Below are 19,338 nucleotides of genomic sequence, written 5' to 3' on the forward strand. Positions count from 1 at the left end.
TACCTTTTCTTGTTTTTTGATTGAACTTAGTAAGTGATTGAAAGTGGGCGGTCGGTAGGCTTTACCGGGCTTGGTAGCTCGGTTCGACCGACAAGGTAGGCGTCGATTGAGGCTGCTGCAGCGCGGCCTTCAGCGATGGCCCAAACGATTAGGCTCTGACCTCGGCCGGCATCTCCAGCAACAAACACATCGTCAGCGTTTGTAGCCCAGTTTCCAGCGCGCGCAACGTTTCCGCGAGCGTCAAGCTCGATTGAGGACTGCTCCTGAAGGTCGTCGCCTTCAACGCCCGTGAAACCAAGCGCAAGCAATACTAGGTCGGCAGGAATGATTCTTTCGGTACCTGCCTTCGGAAGACGTTTGCCATCTACGAATTCGGTCTCGGCGACCTTGACACCGGTAACTTTACCGTTCTCGCCAACGAACTCTACGGTTGAAGCCAAGTAGGTTCGCTCGCCATTCTCTTCGTGGGCCGATGCCATTTCGAACAGAGTTGGCATCATTGGCCAAGGCTGGTTCGATGGGCGTTCAACCGGAGGCTGCTTGCCAATCGCCAAAGTGGTGACCGAAATTGCTCCCTGGCGGGTTGCAGTGCCTAGGCAGTCCGCACCGGTGTCTCCACCACCAAGGATTACAACGTTCTTGTGACCGGCCAGAATTTGGTTATCTACAGTGTCACCAGCCACTACCTTATTGGCCTGCACGAGGTACTCCATGGCAAAGTGCACCCCATCAAGTTCGCGACCTGGGATGTTCAAATCACGTGGCTTTGAAGCTCCGGTGGCAACCAAAACAGCGTCGTAACGTGAGCGTAGGTCTTCCCAAGTGATGTCGGTACCGATATTTACGCCGGTGCGGAAACGAGTACCCTCAGCTTCCATCTGTGCAACACGACGATCGATGTGGTGCTTCTCCATTTTGAAATCAGGGATTCCGTAGCGAAGTAGACCACCGATACGGTCATCGCGCTCATAAACTGCCACGGTGTGGCCAGCGCGGGTCAACTGCTGGGCAGCGGCCAGACCAGCTGGACCAGAACCGATGACCGCAACGGTCTTTCCGGTTAGTCGTTCAGGAGCGTGTGGAGCAACCCAGCCCTGCTCGAAGGCCTGGTCGATGATTGAAACTTCAATCTCTTTGATCGTCACGGCAGGCTGGTTAATACCTAGAACACAGGCACTCTCGCAAGGAGCTGGGCACAGGCGACCGGTGAACTCAGGAAAGTTGTTGGTCGCGTGGAGGCGTTCAATGGCGCTCTTGCCATCTTCGCGCCAGGTAAGGTCATTCCACTCTGGAATCAGGTTGCCGAGCGGGCATCCCTGGTGACAGAACGGCACACCGCAGTCCATACAACGGCTGGCCTGACGTGCAACAACAGCAGAATCGCGCTTTTCATAGACTTCTTTCCAGTCCATGATGCGCACAGCAACTGGGCGGCGAGTAGCGGTCTCTCGCTCAGTTGTCTTTAGGAATCCGCGTGGATCAGCCATTGGTGACCTCCAAGATATCTTTCCAAACAGATTCGCTGTCTGGGTCAATGCCATTTGCGGTTGCCTTGGCACGAATTGATAGAACGTTTGCGTAGTCACGAGGCAATACACGAGTGAAGTGCTCAGACTCGCCGTCGAAGTTGTCAAGGATTCCCTTGGCAACCTGCGAACCGGTTTCAGCTAGGTGCTGCTCAAGAACTGACTTCAGCTTGGCCTTGTCCTCTGCCGCCAACGGCTCAAGAGTTAGTTCGCCAGCAGCGAGGGCATCGTGGTTGACGTGGTCGCCGCGGAGCTTGTATACGTAGGCAACACCACCGGACATTCCGGCACCGAGGTTACGGCCGGTCTTACCCAGGATTACTGCAACACCACCGGTCATGTACTCAAGTGCGTGGTCACCACAGCCTTCAGCCACAGCAGTCACGCCAGAGTTACGAACCAAGAAGCGCTCACCGACAATACCGTTCAGGTACATCTGGCCACTGGTTGCTCCATAGCCGATTACGTTGCCGGCGATGATGTTCTGGTCGGCAGCAAAAAGGCTCGACTTGCTTGGGTGAACCACGATGGTTCCGCCCGAAAGGCCCTTACCTACGTAGTCGTTTGAGTCACCCTCAAGGGTTAGCTTGATGCCCTTCGGTACGAAAGCACCGAACGACTGACCGGCTGAACCCTTTAGACGAACGTCGATTGTTCCAGCTGGAAGCCCGTCCGCTGCGTAGCGTTTGGTTAGCTCATTGCCAAGCATGGTTCCAACAGCCTGATCAACGTTGGTGATGTCCAATTCGATCTTGACGGGCTGAGCGTTTTCAAGAGCCGCGGCAGATGCTGCGATCAGTTTGTGGTCGAAGTGCTTTTCTAGCTCGTGGTCCTGAACAGTAATGCGACGCAGTGAAGCACCTTCAGGAAGAGATGGTGTAGCCAGGATTGGAGTTAGGTCCAGTCCGTCAGCCTTCCAGTGATCAATCGCACGGTTGACGTCGATGAGCTCGCTGTGACCGATTGCTTCGTCAAGCGACTTGAATCCAAGCGCAGCGAGGTACTCACGGACCTCTTGAGCCAAGAACTCAAAGAAGTTGACGACGAACTCAGGCTTACCAGTGAAGCGTGAACGTAGGGTTGGGTTTTGAGTTGCAACACCAACTGGGCAAGTGTCTAGGTGGCATACGCGCATCAAAATACAGCCTTCAACCACTAGCGGAGCGGTAGCAAAACCAAACTCCTCAGCACCTAGCAATGCTGCGATGATCACGTCTCGACCGGTCTTCATCTGGCCATCTACCTGCACAGACACGCGGTCGCGAAGGCCGTTGACCAGCAGGGTTTGCTGCGCCTCAGCAAGACCAAGTTCCCAAGGGGTTCCGGCGTGCTTGAGAGAGTTCATCGGGCTGGCGCCGGTACCACCGTCGTGACCCGAAACCAAAATTACGTCTGCCTTTGCCTTTGCAACACCGGCAGCAACGGTTCCGATACCGACCTGAGATACCAACTTGACGTGTACTCGAGCCTCGCGGTTGGCGCGCTTCACGTCGAAGATCAACTGCTTTAGGTCTTCAATTGAGTAAATGTCGTGGTGCGGCGGTGGCGAAATTAGACCGACACCCGGTGTTGAGTGACGGGTCTTTGCGATCCAAGGGTAAACCTTGTTTGGTGGCAGCTGACCACCCTCACCTGGCTTAGCTCCCTGAGCCATCTTGATCTGAATGTCATCAGCGTGGGTCAGGTACATGCTGGTCACACCGAAGCGCCCAGAAGCAACCTGCTTAATTGCTGAACGGCGAGTTGGGTCAAGAAGACGCTCCACGTCCTCGCCACCCTCACCAGTGTTTGACTTTGCACCCAGCTGGTTCATGGCAATCGCAAGAGTCTCGTGTGCCTCAGGTGAAATCGAGCCGTAAGACATCGCTCCAGTAGAGAAACGCTTGACGATTGCTGAGACTGGCTCAACCTCGTCGATGTTCACTGATGGGCGAACGCCCTCGCGCAGGGTAAACAAGCCGCGTAGAGTCATAAGCCCCTCGGCCTGGTCATCTACCGCCTTGGTGTACTCGCGGAAAATGTCGTAACGCTTGTTTCTGGTTGAGTGCTGAAGTTTGAAAACAGTTTCAGGGTTGAAAAGGTGCGGTGGGCCTTCGCGACGCCACTGGTACTCGCCGCCGGTTTCTAGAGCCACGTGAGGGTTTACAGCCTCGTCGAGTGGGTAGGCGCTCGCGTGACGTTTGCTGTTTTCATCAGCAATAACATCGATGTCGATACCGCCAAGCTGGCTTACGGTTCCGGTGAAGTATGCGTCAACGAACTCTTGGCTAAGACCGATGGCTTCAAAACACTGGGCGCCAGCGTAGGACGAAACGGTTGAGATGCCCATCTTGGACATGATCTTCAGAACACCCTTGCCGAGTGCCTTGACCAGGTTGTACTGAGCCTTCTCAATGGTCAAACCAGCAAGCTGACCGTTCTTGACCATAAGTTCAACTGACTCAAGAGCTAGGTAAGGGTTTACCGCCGCAGCGCCGTAACCAATCAAGGCAGCCACGTGGTGAACTTCACGGACGTCTCCGGCCTCAACGACCAAACCGACCTTAGGTCGCTGACCCTTGCGGATCAGGAAGTGGTGTACAGCCGAAGTGAGTAGCAATGAAGGAATCGGTGCCATCTCGCGGTTGCTGTCGCGGTCTGACAGCACAAGATAGGTTGCGCCGTCGGTGATTGCCGCAGAAACCTCTTCGCAGATTTCACGGATTCGCGCAGCGAGTGAACCGGAACCATCGGCAACACGGTAGGTGCCGCGAACGGTGTAAGCCTTGCCTACGCCAGGTCGTTCATCGATGTGCTGAATCTTAGCCAGCTCGTCGTTGGTCAAAACTGGGAACTCAACAATGATTTGCTGAGCGTGCTTTGGAGTCGCTGATAGCAGGTTCAGCTCTGGGCCAATTCCAGTGCTTAGAGAGGTAACAACTTCTTCACGGATTGAGTCCAGCGGCGGGTTGGTCACCTGGGCAAACTGCTGCACAAAGTAGTCGAACAATACGCGCGGACGCTCAGCAATAGCGGCAATCGGGGTGTCTGAACCCATGGCACCAAGTGGCTCGGCACCGGTGCGGGCCATTGGCGCAACCAGAATTCGAAGTTCTTCTTCGGTGTAGCCGAAGGTGCGCTGGCGGCGGTTTACCGATGAAACCGTGTGGGCAATGTGCTCACGCTCAGGCAGCTCGGAAAGCTTGATGCGGTTTTCTTCTAGCCATTCGCCCCATGGTTCGAGCGAGGCGATTTCGGCCTTGATTTCGTCGTCATCAATCAAGCGACCGTTAACGGTGTCAGCCAAGAACATGCGGCCAGGCTGTAGGCGCCCCTTGCGAACGACCTTGCTTGGGTCAATGTCAACAACACCGATTTCAGAGGCAAGAACAACCAAGCCATCATCGGTGATTAGGTAGCGACCAGGGCGAAGTCCGTTGCGGTCAAGGGTGGCACCAACTAGGGCGCCATCGGTGAATACCACCGCTGCTGGGCCGTCCCACGGCTCCATGAGCATTGAGTGGTACTCGTAGAAGTTCTTGCGGTTTGGCTCGATGTCGGACTGCTTCTCCCAGGCTTCTGGGATCATCATCATCATGGCGTGAGGCAGGCTGCGACCAGACATGTACAGAAGTTCAACAACTTCATCGAATGACGCTGAGTCAGAGCCGCTTGGGGTAACGATTGGGCGCAGCGGCTCGATGTCACCGATTAGGTCAGAGGCCAACTGTGCCTCGCGAGAGCGCATCCAGTTGCGGTTTCCCTTTACGGTGTTGATCTCACCGTTGTGCGCAATCATGCGGAAAGGGTGAGCCAAAGGCCATGACGGGAAGGTGTTGGTAGAGAAGCGTGAGTGCACCAAGGCCAGGGTTGACTCAAAGCGTTCGTCGCTCAGGTCAGGGTAGAACGGCTCGAGCTGCAGAGTCGTGACCATGCCCTTGTAGACGATGGTTTTTGCCGAAAGCGACGGGTGGTAAGCGCCCAGTTGACGCTCAGAACGCTTGCGCAAGCGGAACAAACGACGCTCTAGATCCATGTCGGTTGCGCCATCGGTTGAAGTCACGAATACCTGGCGAATGGTAGGCATTGCCTCGCGAGCCAAATCACCGAGAACGGCTGGATTGGTTGGAACCTCGCGCCATCCGATTACTGACAGACCCTCTTCGGTGGCAATGTTTGCAAAGCCTGCCTCAACTGACTGCTCGCTGCCCCCTTCGATAAAGACCAAACCGGCACCGTAAGTGCCCCTAGCAGGAAGCTCAAACCCGGCTACCGCGCGTAGGAATGCATCTGGGATTTGCGACAGGATTCCGGCGCCATCTCCGGTACCCGCATCTGAACCAACAGCACCTCGGTGCTCAAGGTTGGTCAGGGCGGTAAGGGCAGTCTTGACAATGTCGTGACCAGGAGTGCCGCGAAGAGTTGCCACCATGGCTAGGCCACAGGCATCGCGGTCAAAAGCTGGATCGTATAGACCAGTTGCTGCCGGAGCAGTACTGAATCGTTCGAACGGCGACATTTCAGGCATGCCACACTCCAATCACTAATTATTAGAGGGACAACATTGGCCCGAAGGTGAATACGCTATTGCAAAATTTGTTTGAAACGTCTCGCTTTTGGCGGTTTCAGTTGCCGCAGAATACGGCGCGCTTAGTCCTCAAAGTCTACCGCATCAGCAGGCTTTTGAGCCGCTTTTTTGCCCTTGGAATCATCGAGTACGGTCAATTCCAAACCTGGGTGACGACGTGATTGAACGTAGAAAATCACCAGACCAACTACGATTCCGAGGATTGCTGACCAAACGTTGGTGCGCAAGCCAAGAATGACATCGCTTGGGTCTATGCGAATTGACTCAACCCAGACTCGGCCGACCGAGTAGATAACCAGGTAGATGGCGAAGAGCTTTCCCCAACGGAGGGTGAAGCGCTTGTCCAGCATGAGCAGGACTGCAAAGCCCAGCAGGGACCACAGTGATTCATAGAGGAAAGTTGGGTGGAAGAGCTCACCGGCCGGAAGGCCCATTGGGTAGGCAGGGTTGGTCACATCGATTTCAAGACCCCAAGGCAAATCGGTTGGAATTCCGAAAAGCTCCTGGTTGAAGTAATTGCCCCAGCGTCCAATAGCCTGGGCCAAGATGATTCCGGGGGCCACTGCATCGGCAAATGACCAGAATTTGATTCCGGCCTGACGTGCACCGATCCAGGCACCAACGGCACCACCAATCAGACCGCCATAGATGGCAATGCCACCCTCCCAAATGCGGAACACGGCGAGTAGATCGGCGCCCTCATAGAAGTAATCGTTGGCGTGGGTGGCAACGTGAAAAATTCGAGCAGCAATGATTGCAATCGGAACTGTCCAAATGGCAATGTCAAGGGCTGTACCGCTCGGTGCACCGCGCTTTACGAGGCGTCGGTCTGCAATCAGAATGGCAAGTGCTATGCCGGTGAGAATAAATAGGGCGTAAAAGTGAATCTTGAATGGACCCAGCTCGATGTAGCTGATTACTGGGGCTGGAATGCTGTTTAGGAGACTGATCACGAATTACCTTTTACTTTTTTAGGCCCGCGGAAAGCTCGCGGACTTTATCTTTAAGCGCTTGGATGCCACCTTGCTGGTAGGCACGGACGAACGCAGAACCAACGATGGCTCCCTCAGAGTATTGATTGACTTCGAGAACCTGGTCGGCGGTGGAGATTCCGATACCAACCGCTGTGTTTTGCGTGTCAGAGGCCTTTCGAACGTTTGCCACAACCTTCTTGGCGTTGGCGTCTACTTCTGTTCGAGCACCGGTAATGCCCATGGTCGAAACCGCATAAACAAACCCTCGACTTAGATCGCACGCGGTCTTCATCCGATCCTCTGATGAGGTTGGAGCCGCCAAAAAGACTCGATCTAGCGAGTACTTGTCTGACTGTTCGAGCCACTCACGTGCTTCATCGGGAATCAGGTCTGGAGTAATCAGTCCCGCTCCCCCAGCCTCAGCTAGGTCCTGGGCAAATTTTTCAACGCCGTAGCTCAAAACTGGGTTCCAATAGGTCATTACCAACACTGGGGTGTCGACCACGCTGGTAATTGCCTTGACAGCATCAAATGTCTGCTTCAGCTTGAAGCCACCCTCAAGCGCCGCCATGGTGGCCTCTTGAATTACGATTCCATCCATAACCGGGTCACTGTATGGGACTCCAAGCTCAAGGACGTCTACGCCGTTCTGGCACATCGCGATTGAAGCTTCAATAGAGTCTTCTAGGTTTGGGTAACCCGCAGGAAAGTACCCAATCAGCGAGCCTTTACCAGCTGCTTTATTGGCACGAAGAACATCGGCAGTTTTAGACATTGATATCTCCATCAAGTAGACCGAAGTACTTTGCAGCGGTCACCATGTCTTTGTCACCGCGACCACTCAGGTTGACCAAAATGGAAGAACCGGCAGGTAACACGGCACCCAACTTTAGTGCTCCGGCAAGGGCATGTGAGGTTTCAATTGCTGGAATGATTCCTTCGGTGCGACTCAGTAGCCGCAGGGCATCCATCGCCTCACGGTCGCTGATTCCCCAGTACTGGGCGCGGCCCAAGTCTTTTAGCCAAGCGTGTTCAGGACCTACGCCCGGATAATCAAGTCCGGCAGAAATCGAGTGGCTTTCCATGGTTTGGCCATCCTCATCCTGGAGCATATAGCTGCGTGCACCGTGAAGGACCCCTGGGCGTCCATAATTCAGTGTTGCCGCGTGGCGAGGTGTATCCATGCCATCTCCAGCTGCCTCGAAGCCAAACATTTCAACCTCTGGGTCGTCCAAGAACGCGTGGAACAGGCCAATCGCGTTGGAACCGCCACCGACGCAAGCCGCCAGGGCGGTTGGCAAAAAGCCGTACTCGTCGAGCATCTGCTGGCGTGCCTCGTTGCCAATTACCGAGTGAAAGTCGCGCACCATGGTTGGGAAAGGGTGTGGTCCGGCTACAGTTCCCAGCAAATAGTGGGTGTTATCAACGTTGGCTACCCAGTCACGAAGAGCCTCGTTAATCGCGTCTTTTAGCGTGCGGCTGCCGGTCTTAACCGGAACAACGGTAGCTCCGAGCAACTCCATGCGGGCCACGTTCAAAGCCTGACGCTCGGTGTCTACCTCGCCCATGTACACGACACACTCGAGTCCAAACAGTGCCGCAGCGGTAGCACTGGCTACACCGTGCTGACCAGCGCCGGTCTCGGCAATAATTCGGGTCTTGCCCATGCGCTTGGTTAGCAGCGCCTGGCCCAGCACGTTGTTGATTTTGTGTGAACCAGTGTGGTTTAGGTCTTCACGCTTCAGAAAGATTCGAACGTCACCTTCGGCATGCTGAGCAAAGCGCTTTGCTTCGGTAATGATCGAAGGTCGGCCGGTGTAGGTTCGGTGCAACTCAGCAAGCTCAGCAGCAAAAGTTGGGTCGGCTTTGGCCGTCTGGTAAGTCGCTTCTAGCTCATCCAAGGCTGCGATGAGAGATTCGGGCACAAAGCGCCCGCCGAACTCTCCGAAGTATGGGCCGACCTGATCTCTAAGTTGCGACATGGCTCTTATCCTACGACTTGCCTGCGAGCAGGAATGATTGAAGCATTTTGGCTGGATCGTTGGTGACTAGTGCCTCGCCTACCAAAACAACATCGGCTCCTGCCGAACGATAGTGAGCAACGTCATCAGCGTTTCTTACTGCAGACTCGGCAACCTTGATAACACCAGCCGGAAACAGCTCGACCAGCGAACCGAATAGGTTTCTGTCGGTTTCAAAGGTGGATAGGTCGCGTGCATTTACGCCGACGAGCTTGGCATCAAGTTCTAGAGCCCGTTCTAGCTCTTCGCGGTCGTGAGTTTCGACAAATGGCGTCATACCTAGTTCGAGTGTGAATTTTTGCAATCTGGCCAGGTCTTTTTGGGCCAATCCCGCCACGATTAGAAGAATTATGTCTGCACCGGCGGCTCGTGCCTCCAGGATTTGATACTCGTTCGAAGTGAAGTCTTTGCGCAAAAGCGGAACAGACACTCGCGAACGGACCGCACGCAAATCATCGAGTGAGCCCTTGAATTTACGTTCCTCGGTAAGCACACTGATGGCGCTGGCACCATTTGTGGCGTAGATTTCCGCGAGGTTCGCTGGATCTGGAATTTCAGCCATTTGACCGCGTGAAGGCGACGCCCGCTTGACCTCAGCCAATACCTTGATCTGATCTGATGGAGCCAAGAACTCCAAGGCGTCAAGAGCTGGCTGGTTGCCGAGTGCAGCGGCTTCAACCTGCGAATACGAGGCTGCCTCGCGCCGTCTTTCCGAGTCCTCTAGCGAGCCAGCGAAGAGTGACTCAAGCACTAGTGTTTGCTCTTGGACTTAGAGCCACCGACTCCGTAGCCCATTTTTTTCAAAATCATGCCCACTGGAATGCCAGCAACAGCAAGCACACCAGACGCAATCACGATTGCAGGCTGGTCAAACCAGAAGGCGAACGTGCCGATTGTGAACGCGATCATGATGATGGTTACCGCGGTCCACGATGCTACTGAATCGCCGTGACCCTGCTCGTGAGTGTTGTCTGACATTTTGTGCCTTTCCTAAAATCTAATAAAATTCTAACAACTATGGCTGGACTAGCGTTGCGAGTCCCAGAGTGAAATCGTGTCTTCTGGCTCTTGGATCGCAACTGCTTTACGTTCTGTCCTGGCAACTTTCTTTGGCCAGATTCGAGATGCGCTGAGGGTCACAGATTGGATTACCAAAGTAAGTGCCAAGGCTCCCAAGGTCAGATAGCCACCAATTTCGGTGACCACAGTGACACCCTTGATTCCATGCTGCGCCGCAATCCCCGTGGCAGCCTCAACGGCCGACGCGAGTGAAGAAATGTTCTGCTGAAGAATTTCGAGCAATAGCGCAACTGCAAAACCAAGGGTGGTCAGAATACTGAGTGAGCCGATCCAGAATCGGGCGCGGGGACCAACAAAAAAGAAAAAGGCGCTTTGGCTGGCTATTAGAAGCAGGGTTGGGCTGATGTATCCGTATGTGTTTGCACCTGAGAAAGACTGAATTACCACAGTGGTGTCTTCGGGCTGCATCTCGAGGGTGAACCAGACTTGATTCACTGCGATCACGGTTAGAACTAGTCCAATAGCCCAGAGGCCAAAGGCTCTTCCCTTGCTGAGCTTCAACGCTGCACCATGCTGTTGGCGGCGATTACCGCGCGAAGGGGTGCCCCCGCCTTGCTGATCGTCTCTTGGTACTCGGTTTCTGGTACCGAGTCCAAAACCAATCCGGCACCCGCCTGAACATGAGCCATTCCATCACGCAGGAACGCAGTTCTAATGGCGATAGCTAGGTCGGCGTTACCCGCGAAGTCTAAGTACCCCACAACGCCACCGTAAATTCCGCGGTTGCCGTGTTCCAACTCATCGATAATTTCTAGCGCTCGTGGTTTAGGAGCCCCAGATAGAGTTCCGGCCGGGAAAGTTGCCCTGAAGACATCCACCGGGGATTGGCCTTCTCTAACTTCGCCCTCAACGGTGGATACCAAGTGCATGATGTGGCTGAATCGGTGTACCTGCATGAACTCGGTCACGGTCACTGATTCTGGTTTGCAGACCTTAAGGAGGTCATTTCTGGCCAGGTCAACCAGCATCAGGTGCTCGGCCTTCTCTTTGTGGTCGGCTACCAAACTCTCTTCGAGTGAAACATCTTCACCCTCGGTTTCGCCTCTAGGGCGTGAACCAGCAATTGGGTGGGTAATAGCCCGACCATGCTGAACTTTGACCAAAGCCTCAGGTGATGAACCAACGACCGCATAGGGTCCGTCCTCGTCAGCAAAGTTGAGCAGGTACATGTACGGGCTTGGGTTTAGCTCCCGCAGTACCCGATAAACGTCCAGCGGTGAGGCGGTGCACGGGTAGTCGAATCTCTGTGAAATAACTACCTGAAAGACATCACCGATGCGGACATAATGCTTCGATTTCTCAACCGCGTTGAGAAACTCCTGCTTGGTAATTCGTGCTTTGGCAGAGTCTTTAGATTCAAGATCAAACAGGGTTTCAGAGTGGCTGGCAGTCTTGCCAAGGTCAGCCTTCATTGCACCGATGTGGGCCAGTGCAGCGCCGTGAAGTTGAGCTAAGTCAGCCTGGTCAGTTACAAAAATGTTCGATACCAACTGAATTGAAAGTTGGTCGTGATCAATGATTACGAGGTCGCGGAACATGGCCATCGCCAATGTCGGACTTGGATAGTCCTTTTGCGGTGCCGGCGCGAGTTTTTCGATTTCGCGAATTAGGTCCCAAGCCATTACGCCGACTAGACCTGAGGTCAGTGGCGGGAGGTCACCGATTGGTTCGGATGTCCAAGCAGCCTGAAGTTTTTCAAGTGCATCCAGAGCTGTCTCAGGGAGTGAGTCACTGGCGTTTGGAAGGGGTCTCTGGTTATCAGCTGAGATCCAGTGCACTCCGCCGTCAGAGTTTTTGACCAGGCTCCCCCGATTGTTCACACCGATAAAGCTAAATCGCGACCAGATACCCTGTTCAGCAGACTCGAGTAGGAAGCTGCCCTCTTTGTCGGCAGCCAACTTCTCAAATATTGAAAGTGGAGTCTCGTCGTCGACCGGAAGGCTCTCGATAATTGGAATGACTCGGTGCTTTTGAGCTAATACTTCTAGCTCTTCAAGGGTCAGTGGCGAGTTCATTCGCCCTCCTGCTCGATGTAAAGAGTTGAAACGTCAAAGCAAGATTCTGAATCGGTGTGGCATGCCGGGCCATTCTCCTTAACCTTGATCAGGAGCGTATCAGCATCGCAGTCAGCTTCAATCGAGACAATTTCTTGGGTATTTCCCGAGGTTGCGCCCTTGTGCCAAAGTTCCTGTCGCGAGCGAGACCAGAAAACAGTCTCACCCTTCTCAAGGCTCAGCAAGAGAGATTCGTGGTTCATCCAGGCAAGCATCAGCACGCGTCCAGTAATCGAACTCTGCACGATGGCCGGAACCAAGCCATCGCTGTTATAAGCGATTGACTCCACTGCAGTTTTATCTACCGGCATTGTTATCTCGTCTCGTATCCTGCGGCTTTTAGAGCTTGCTTGGCATCGTTGATAGATACCGAACCCTCGTGGAAAATTGATGCAGCCAAAATTGCGTCTGCTCCAGCAGCTGCGGCTACTGGAAAGTCCTCGGCCTTGCCGGCTCCCCCGCTGGCGATGACTGGGATATTGGAAATCGCTCGGATTGCTTCCAGCATTTCGGAATCAAAGCCCTCGCGTGTTCCATCAGCATCAATGCTGTTCACCAACAGCTCGCCAGCTCCGCGATCAATTGCTTCTCGAACCCACTGCAGCGCATCGAGGGAGGTTTCCTGACGACCCCCGTGGGTCGTAACCACAAATCCCGATTCGGTAGTTGGTGAGCGCTTTAGGTCAAGCGAAATAACCAAAACCTGGTTCCCGAATCGATTTGAGATTTGGTTCAGCAAGTCTGGATTACTAATTCCCGCTGAGCCAACACTTACCTTGTCGGCACCGGCACCGAGCAGTCGAGCAACGTCATCAACTTGGCGAATACCGCCGCCGACAGTTAGCGGTATAAATACCTGCTCGGCGCAACTGGTGACCAAATCGTACATAGTTGAGCGATTATCTACAGTGGCGTGAACGTCAAGAAACGTCAGCTCGTCTGCTCCGTCTGCGTAGTACCTGGCAGCCAACTCGATCGGATCGCCAGCGTCACGGAGGTTCAGAAAGTTAATCCCTTTGACAACTCGCCCGTCAGCAACATCCAAGCAAGGAATTACACGGATTGACAGCGACATTAGATTCTCGCGGCGTGAATGGCACTAACCAAAATAGCTCTAGCACCGAGTTCGTAAAGTTCATCCATCTTGGCGTTAATCTCGGTTGACTTGACCAGCGCCCGCACGGCTACCCAATCAGAGTCGCGAAGCGGAGAAACCGTAGGAGATTCAATTCCCGGAGTAATTTGCGATGCCTTTTCAACCAATTCAGTCGGGCAGTCGTAATCAAAGATCACGTACTCACGGGCTACTAGGACGCCCTGCATACGGCGCAAAAGCTGCTGGTGCTCTGAAGCACGACCAGGCGCCACGATTAGGTGTGCTGAGCTCTCTAGAATGACCGGGCCAAAAATTTCAAGGCCGGCCTGACGCAAAGTGTTGCCAGTCGAAACCACATCGGCAACCGCATCGGCTACGCCAAGACGGACTGCAACCTCAACGGCACCATCTAGCTGAACCAATTGCACCTCAACGCCCTGCTCTTTGAGGAAGTCCTCGACCAGGTGAGGGTACGCGGTAGCAACCCTTTTGCCAGCTAGGTCTTGAATGGTGCTGAACTGGCCAACTGGTCCGGCAAAGCGGAAAGTAGAACCGCCGAAGCCAAGGTCAGCTACAGACTCTGCCTTCGAGCGGCTGTCTAGGAGTAGGTCGAGCCCAGTAAACCCAACATCAAGCGAACCCGAACCCACATAGGTTGCGATGTCGCGGGGACGTAGGTAGAAAAATTCAATGCCGTGAGCAGTGTCGACCACGTGTAGGTCTTTTGGGTCACGACGTACTGTGTAGCCAGCTTCTTTGAGCATAAGAATGGCTGATTCGGAAAGGATGCCCTTATTTGGGACGGCAACTCTAAGCACTTGAGTCTCTCTGGTCTTGGGGAATTACTAAAAGTTTTTTTCGAGGTCCTGGATGGTGATGCCCTTGGCAGTCATCAACACCTGCAGATGGTAGATGAGTTGAGAGATCTCTTCAGCGGTGCGCTCGTTGCCCTCGTATTCGGCAGCCATCCAGACCTCGGCTGCTTCTTCAACAACCTTTTTTCCGATGGTGTGTACGCCAGCGTCCAGCCACTTTACGGTCTCAGAACCGGATGGGCGCGCTGCGGCTTTGTCACCAATTTCAGCAAAAAGTTGTTCGAAGGACTTCATGCCTCTAGTTTAGTGGCGGTGAGCAATCCCACTGGCTGCTAAGGACCGGAGATTATCAATCTGAGCCTGGCGATCCTCTGCTTTGAACACTGCGGAACCGGCAACAAAGGTATCGGCACCAAGGTTTGCAACACGCTCAATGTTGGTCTCGTCGATTCCACCGTCTACCTGTAGCCAAACGTCCAGCTTCTCGTCGTCAACCTTGCGGCGGACGGCGGCCACCTTGCTGAGAGTGTCTTCGATGAGTGATTGCCCGCCAAATCCGGGTTCAACTGTCATTACTAGGATTTGGTCGAATTCGGCTAGGACCTCAAGGTAGGAATCGATTGCGGTTCCCGGTTTAATCGCCAAACCAGCTCGGGCACCAATGCTCCGTAATTCTCTGGCCAATTTGACCGGGTTTTCGGCTGCCTCAGCGTGAAAAGTTATTGAAAATGCGCCGGCCTCGGCATAACCTGGCGCCCACCGGTCTGGCGATTCAATCATTAGGTGAATATCAAGCGGTTTCGGTGTGATTTGCTGCATTCTGGCGACCATAGGCAGACCAAAAGTTAGGTTCGGTACGAAGTGATTGTCCATCACATCAACGTGGATAAGGTCTGCGTTGGAAATGGAGTTGAAGTCGCGTTCGAAGTTCACGAAATCTGCAGACAGAATGCTTGGATTGATGCGAGCCGACATAAATTTAGCCTAACTACTTCTGCATGAGTGCGATAAACATCGCATCGGTGCTGTGAATATGCGGCCAAAGTTGAGCCGTTTTTCGGTTTGAATTCAGGTGTAAGTCAGGATTGATTTTGTGAAGCACCTCATTGGTGTCAATCAGTTTGGCGCCCAGTTTTTTCTGTGCCCAGTCTGCAATCGCATTTGTCTCGGCAAGGTGCGGTGAGCAAGTCACATAGGCAAGAACACCACCAGGCTTTAGTGCCGCCCAGGCGCTGGCTAGCAGCTCTTCTTGAAGTTTGGTCAACTCGGCTACATCGGCCTGCTGTTTTCTCCAGCGTGACTCAGGACGCCTGCGCAGGGCTCCCAGACCGGTGCAGGGTGCATCAAGAAGGATTCGATCATATTCTTCGGGAGTGGTGCTTCCAATAAGCCTGCCGTCAGCAACGGTGACTTTCAGGCGCGGGTCAACCAAGCTCAAGGCCTGACTGACTAATTTGGCGCGATGAGGTGCAACCTCGTTGCAAACCAGTGTGGCCCCCGCTAGCTTGGCTTCGGCCGCCAGCAAAGCGGCTTTTCCACCCGGTCCGGCACACATGTCCAGCCAGGTTTCATTTTCAGCTGCGTCCGTGGCCTCTACTAAGGCCAACGCGGCTAACTGTGAGCCTTGGTCCTGAACGCGAATACGGCCCTCACGGAAAGCAACCAAGTTATTCGGGTCACCCCCATCAAGCTGGGCACCGATTGGGCTTGCCGGTCCGATTGGTAAGTCTTCGAAGTCGCGTTTGGTCGCTATTCCCGGAAGGCCAACCAGGCTGACCAAAGGCGCGATATTGTCTGCGAAAAGTAAATCTTCAAGCTCGGTACCGCGGTTGTCGAGTTTCAGCGCCTGCTCAAGAGCTCGAACCACCCAGATAGGGTGACTGAATTCGACGGCTAGACGCTCGTGTGGGTTTTCTAGGCCATTCAAAACCACCTGCAGCCATTCATCTCGGGTTCGTTCCGAGACCCTTCGAAGGACACCGTTAACAAAGCCGACCGCTCCCCGACTCAAATAGTGCTTGGCTAGCTCAACAGTCTCACTGAGTGCTGCGTGAGATGGAACGCGCATCCCGAGGATTTGGTGTGCTCCCAGTCGAAGAAAAACCAAAGCCGAGATGTCAATTTCATCGCTGTAGCGCTGAGCGCATTCCTCAACTACGCGATCGTAGAAAAGCTGCCACCGGAGAGTTCCAAAGGCAAGTTCCTGGGCAAAAGCGGTGTCTCTTGAATCCAGTCGAGCCTTCTCAAGCAACTTTGGAAGAAGGAGGTTTGCATAGGCATCATCTTTTTCAACCGCCATGAGCAAATCAATAGCCACTTCACGCGCACTGATTCTTCGTTCGTTTTTAGCCATTAAATGAAGAGAACTTTCTGATCGGACTTAATTCCGCGCATCCAATCAGAAGCGCGCATGATCTGTTTGCCTGCAGGCTGTACTTCTTTGAGTTCTAGCAAGGATCCGTGGCCACAACTCACCAAAACACGATTACCGCTGTGGACCAGTGACCCTGCTTCGAAATCAGTGCCCTCGAGGGCTGCCCAGTCAACTGCACCCAACGCCCGCGCGGCGATTACTCTAAAAGACTCACCATCAAGGGTGGTCCATGCCATCGGTTCTGGATTCATGGCACAGACTAGGTGCTCAATTTGGTGAGCCGATTCATTCCAATTGATATGCGCAAGTTCTCGATTGAGTTTAGAGGCCAGAGTGGCGACTGCCGTCTCATCCTGAGGAGTAGTTACTGCCAAACCAGCGGCAACTCGTGGAATAACCTCGAGTAGCCCCGATATACCGAGGTTAGTTAGTCGATCCAAGAGCTCCCCTGATGTTTCACCCGGGGTGATCTCGGTTGGGATGATGCTGTGAATTGGGCCGGTATCCATGCCCTCATCAAGTTGGAATATCGAGACTCCGGTGGTTGCATCACCGTTCAAAATTGCGTGCTGAACTGGTGCTGCACCTCGCCACCGTGGGAGCAGGCTGTAGTGAAGGTTTATCCAACCCTTTGGCAACGCCATTAAAGTCTCGGTTCGGAAAATCGCCCCGAAGGCTACAACTACGCCTAGGTCTGCTCCAAGCAATTTGATTTCTTCAAGGACACTAGGGTCAACTCGATTTGCCTTGATGATTGGCAATCCGAGTGATTCTGCGGTTTGAGCAACCGGCGAAGGAGTCAAGACCTTTTTTCGGCCAATGGGTGCATCTACGCGAGTCAGGACACCAACGATTTCAACTCCGTTTTCATGGAGCGACGATAGTGTCCGCGCAGCGTTTAGCGGCGTGCCCGCGAACAAAACTTTCAAACCCAACCGTGCCTTCCTGCTCTAGATTACTTCGGAGTCATCCATCTTGACTCGAATCGGCCGAACGGCCCGACCCGATTTTGCGCTAAATGCGCTTTGACCCGAGGAATGCACAAGTGTTGCAGCGCGCAGGTGTTTGGCTAGCCACTCCCCCTGTGAGTACTCATACTTCAGGAATGCTCGCCAGGTGATAATTAGGTTCTTCTCATAAACCGGCATTGGCCCAAGAACTTCAATCCCGGGCGAGGACCTGAGGTCGCTAAGTACCTGTTCAAGCAGCTCGGCTTCGGCAGACACCGATGCAAGGCGCACAGCTGGAGGGAATCGGAGCTCGCGTCGGGATTGAAGTTCACCGTGGGCAAACTCACCCGGCGCCCAAGCAGTTAGGCACCTTGCCAACTCACCGCGAATACCAACAACTAGACAGGTACCCCCGGCATTGGCAAGCGCAATCGCGTTGGCCCACTGCCTAAAGGCATCCTCTGATGCGCGGAGGGAATCACGATTCAAGGCCTGATTTGCATCCAGAATCACCACCGCCGCATAACCACCCAAAACACGCGGTTCAGCGCCAGGCGTGGAAACCACGATGGCTCGATCTGATTCGATTAGTTCGATTCGATGGTCACCGTTTGATTCGATGATTTGCACCCCGGGAAAAGCACGCCCAAAATCTGCTGCGGTCCTCGAGGAACCTGCAGTTCCGGTTCGAAGCTTGTTTGCGCCACAGGTTCGGCACCTGAAGTTAAGGTTGGTCTGATTGCACCACCTACATCTAACTTGGCCCGCACCATCGACCCAGATTGGGCCATTGCACTGGTTGCAAGCGGCACGCTCAGAACAACCGGAACAGTAACTCGAAACCGCAGTTCCGCGAGCTGCTACCTGGACCAACACAGATCCAACTTTCAGGGCATCGCGGATTGTTGACCAAGCAACTCCATCAACTCGCACTTCGCGGTCCACCGCAGAAATATTCGGAATGTCCTGGTCGAATGACTCGGCCTTTAGGTAGCCAATTTCCACTAGCCGTTGGATCTCGGTAGAACGAACATGCCCAGCAAAAATCAAGCCACACCCCGACTGTCTTTGTCTGATGAGTGCAACCTCGCGGGTGTGTGAGTACGGCGAGGACGGCTCGGTGTGACTCGAGTCACCATCATCCCAAACCAAAATTAGGCCCAAATTCTGCACGGGTGCGTAGATTGCTGATCTACTTCCGACCACCAATGTGGGTGAGCTCCCCAAGCATTCTAAGAACGCCTTGTACTTAGCCGAAGTCTTCTGATCAGAGGAGTAGTCGACGAGAAATTCAGCCGCCGGCGATTTTTCCAGCGCAGATAGCAGTACTTTCTGGTCTCGATAATCCGGCACGCAAATAATCACCGACTGACCGTTCGAGACTTCCCGCAAGCTTTTCTCGATAGCCATTGTCACCCAGGCAGGCCATTCCGGTCCGGTAACCGGTGCGACCAGCACTGAGGTTCGCTCGCGTTCAACGTCGTGCTTTTTCGAAACACCTGAAACTTGATTTTGGTTTTCTGCGACCCATCGCTTTTCGACTGCGACTGACCTCGGAGGGACGGCAAGCCTAAGTACATCCGATGCCGTTGATGCCTGTCGATCGGCAACAGCTCTGACTAATTGATAAACCTCAGGCGTCAGCACTGGAGCAGGCGAGACCAATTGGGCAATCTCTGCAAGCTTTCCCTCGAATTCGCTGGTTTGCTCTAAGGCAATCACAAATCCGTCGTAGAGGCTTTTTCCTCGTCCGAAAGGAACTTTGACTCGAGCGCCCATCTGAATTGAATCTCGAATGGTATCTGGAATCGCATAGTCGAATAGCCGATCTAATTGCGGCAACGGGGAATCAATCGAAACCCTTGCAATACCCGGCATAGA

17 protein-coding genes are annotated in these 19,338 nt (G+C 53.9%); all 17 read right to left on the bottom strand.

Features of this window, described 5'->3' with window-relative positions:
- Nucleotides 1-26 precede the first annotated feature (26 nt).
- Nucleotides 27-1,487, bottom strand: a complete 1,461-nt coding sequence (locus FFA38_RS03040; protein ID WP_138275335.1) for a glutamate synthase subunit beta — start codon at nt 1,485-1,487, stop codon at nt 27-29.
- Nucleotides 1,480-6,033 carry a glutamate synthase large subunit gene (gene gltB / locus FFA38_RS03045; protein ID WP_138315486.1) on the bottom strand — a complete coding sequence of 1,518 codons (4,554 nt, stop codon included), beginning with the start codon at nt 6,031-6,033 and terminating at the stop codon, nt 1,480-1,482. The genes FFA38_RS03040 and gltB overlap by 8 nt, the downstream gene beginning before the upstream one ends.
- 122 nt (nt 6,034-6,155) lie before the next feature.
- On the bottom strand, nt 6,156-7,046 hold the full coding sequence (gene lgt / locus FFA38_RS03050) for a prolipoprotein diacylglyceryl transferase (protein WP_138315487.1): 891 nt from the start codon (nt 7,044-7,046) through the stop codon (nt 6,156-6,158).
- A 10-nt stretch (nt 7,047-7,056) separates the two neighbouring features.
- Entirely contained in the window at nt 7,057-7,842 is a 786-nt protein-coding gene (trpA, locus tag FFA38_RS03055) for a tryptophan synthase subunit alpha (protein WP_253786199.1), read from the bottom strand.
- Entirely contained in the window at nt 7,835-9,049 is a 1,215-nt protein-coding gene (gene trpB / locus FFA38_RS03060; RefSeq protein WP_138315489.1) for a tryptophan synthase subunit beta, read from the bottom strand. The genes trpA and trpB overlap by 8 nt, the downstream gene beginning before the upstream one ends.
- A 10-nt stretch (nt 9,050-9,059) precedes the next feature.
- Nucleotides 9,060-9,839, bottom strand: coding sequence for an indole-3-glycerol phosphate synthase TrpC (gene trpC, locus FFA38_RS03065; RefSeq protein WP_138275340.1), 780 nt, complete (start codon nt 9,837-9,839; stop codon nt 9,060-9,062).
- Nucleotides 9,839-10,066, bottom strand: coding sequence for a DUF6704 family protein (locus FFA38_RS03070; protein ID WP_138315490.1), 228 nt, complete (start codon nt 10,064-10,066; stop codon nt 9,839-9,841). The genes trpC and FFA38_RS03070 overlap by 1 nt, the downstream gene beginning before the upstream one ends.
- Before the next feature lie 48 nt (nt 10,067-10,114).
- The gene (locus tag FFA38_RS03075) at nt 10,115-10,669 is read right to left on the bottom strand and encodes a Trp biosynthesis-associated membrane protein (RefSeq protein WP_172955991.1); all 555 of its coding nucleotides are present in this window, start codon (nt 10,667-10,669) and stop codon (nt 10,115-10,117) included.
- A complete protein-coding gene (trpE, locus tag FFA38_RS03080; RefSeq protein WP_138315491.1) occupies nt 10,666-12,183 on the bottom strand; it encodes an anthranilate synthase component I in 1,518 nt (505 codons plus the stop codon). Before trpE ends, FFA38_RS03075 begins: the two co-directional genes overlap by 4 nt.
- Entirely contained in the window at nt 12,180-12,533 is a 354-nt protein-coding gene (gene hisI, locus FFA38_RS07015; RefSeq protein ID WP_138315492.1) for a phosphoribosyl-AMP cyclohydrolase, read from the bottom strand. Before hisI ends, trpE begins: the two co-directional genes overlap by 4 nt.
- A 2-nt stretch (nt 12,534-12,535) precedes the next feature.
- The gene (hisF, locus tag FFA38_RS03090) at nt 12,536-13,297 is read right to left on the bottom strand and encodes an imidazole glycerol phosphate synthase subunit HisF (protein ID WP_138315493.1); all 762 of its coding nucleotides are present in this window, start codon (nt 13,295-13,297) and stop codon (nt 12,536-12,538) included.
- Nucleotides 13,297-14,136, bottom strand: coding sequence for an ATP phosphoribosyltransferase (gene hisG, locus FFA38_RS03095; RefSeq protein WP_138315494.1), 840 nt, complete (start codon nt 14,134-14,136; stop codon nt 13,297-13,299). Before hisG ends, hisF begins: the two co-directional genes overlap by 1 nt.
- Nucleotides 14,137-14,163: 27 nt before the next feature.
- Nucleotides 14,164-14,427, bottom strand: coding sequence for a phosphoribosyl-ATP diphosphatase (locus FFA38_RS03100; RefSeq protein WP_138275347.1), 264 nt, complete (start codon nt 14,425-14,427; stop codon nt 14,164-14,166).
- 9 nt (nt 14,428-14,436) lie between these two features.
- Entirely contained in the window at nt 14,437-15,108 is a 672-nt protein-coding gene (rpe, locus tag FFA38_RS03105; RefSeq protein ID WP_138315495.1) for a ribulose-phosphate 3-epimerase, read from the bottom strand.
- Between the two features lie 13 nt (nt 15,109-15,121).
- Nucleotides 15,122-16,486 carry a transcription antitermination factor NusB gene (locus tag FFA38_RS03110; RefSeq protein WP_138315496.1) on the bottom strand — a complete coding sequence of 455 codons (1,365 nt, stop codon included), beginning with the start codon at nt 16,484-16,486 and terminating at the stop codon, nt 15,122-15,124.
- Nucleotides 16,486-17,436 (bottom strand): methionyl-tRNA formyltransferase, encoded by a 951-nt coding sequence (fmt, locus tag FFA38_RS03115; protein ID WP_172955992.1) that lies wholly within the window; start codon nt 17,434-17,436, stop codon nt 16,486-16,488. Before fmt ends, FFA38_RS03110 begins: the two co-directional genes overlap by 1 nt.
- A gap of 21 nt (nt 17,437-17,457) precedes the next feature.
- On the bottom strand, nt 17,458-19,335 hold the full coding sequence (locus FFA38_RS03120) for a primosomal protein N' family DNA-binding protein (RefSeq protein ID WP_272868534.1): 1,878 nt from the start codon (nt 19,333-19,335) through the stop codon (nt 17,458-17,460).
- Nucleotides 19,336-19,338: the final 3 nt, after the last annotated feature.

This window comes from Rhodoluna limnophila (assembly GCF_005845365.1).
Taxonomy (GTDB): Bacteria; Actinomycetota; Actinomycetes; order Actinomycetales; family Microbacteriaceae; genus Rhodoluna; species Rhodoluna limnophila.

Excerpts from the sequence above, each read along its gene's own strand:
- FFA38_RS03110 (WP_138315496.1), bottom strand. The coding sequence starts at position 16,486 with ATGGCTAAAAACGAACGAAGAATCAGTGCGCGTGAAGTGGCTATTGAT.
- gltB (WP_138315486.1), bottom strand. The coding sequence starts at position 6,033 with ATGCCTGAAATGTCGCCGTTCGAACGATTCAGTACTGCTCCGGCAGCA.
- FFA38_RS03100 (WP_138275347.1), bottom strand. The coding sequence starts at position 14,427 with ATGAAGTCCTTCGAACAACTTTTTGCTGAAATTGGTGACAAAGCCGCA.
- trpA (WP_253786199.1), bottom strand. The coding sequence starts at position 7,842 with ATGTCTAAAACTGCCGATGTTCTTCGTGCCAATAAAGCAGCTGGTAAA.
- hisI (WP_138315492.1), bottom strand. The coding sequence starts at position 12,533 with ATGCCGGTAGATAAAACTGCAGTGGAGTCAATCGCTTATAACAGCGAT.
- FFA38_RS03120 (WP_272868534.1), bottom strand. The coding sequence starts at position 19,335 with ATGCCGGGTATTGCAAGGGTTTCGATTGATTCCCCGTTGCCGCAATTA.
- hisF (WP_138315493.1), bottom strand. The coding sequence starts at position 13,297 with ATGTCGCTGTCAATCCGTGTAATTCCTTGCTTGGATGTTGCTGACGGG.
- trpE (WP_138315491.1), bottom strand. The coding sequence starts at position 12,183 with ATGAACTCGCCACTGACCCTTGAAGAGCTAGAAGTATTAGCTCAAAAG.
- trpB (WP_138315489.1), bottom strand. The coding sequence starts at position 9,049 with ATGTCGCAACTTAGAGATCAGGTCGGCCCATACTTCGGAGAGTTCGGC.
- rpe (WP_138315495.1), bottom strand. The coding sequence starts at position 15,108 with ATGTCGGCTCGCATCAATCCAAGCATTCTGTCTGCAGATTTCGTGAAC.
- FFA38_RS03070 (WP_138315490.1), bottom strand. The coding sequence starts at position 10,066 with ATGTCAGACAACACTCACGAGCAGGGTCACGGCGATTCAGTAGCATCG.
- FFA38_RS03040 (WP_138275335.1), bottom strand. The coding sequence starts at position 1,487 with ATGGCTGATCCACGCGGATTCCTAAAGACAACTGAGCGAGAGACCGCT.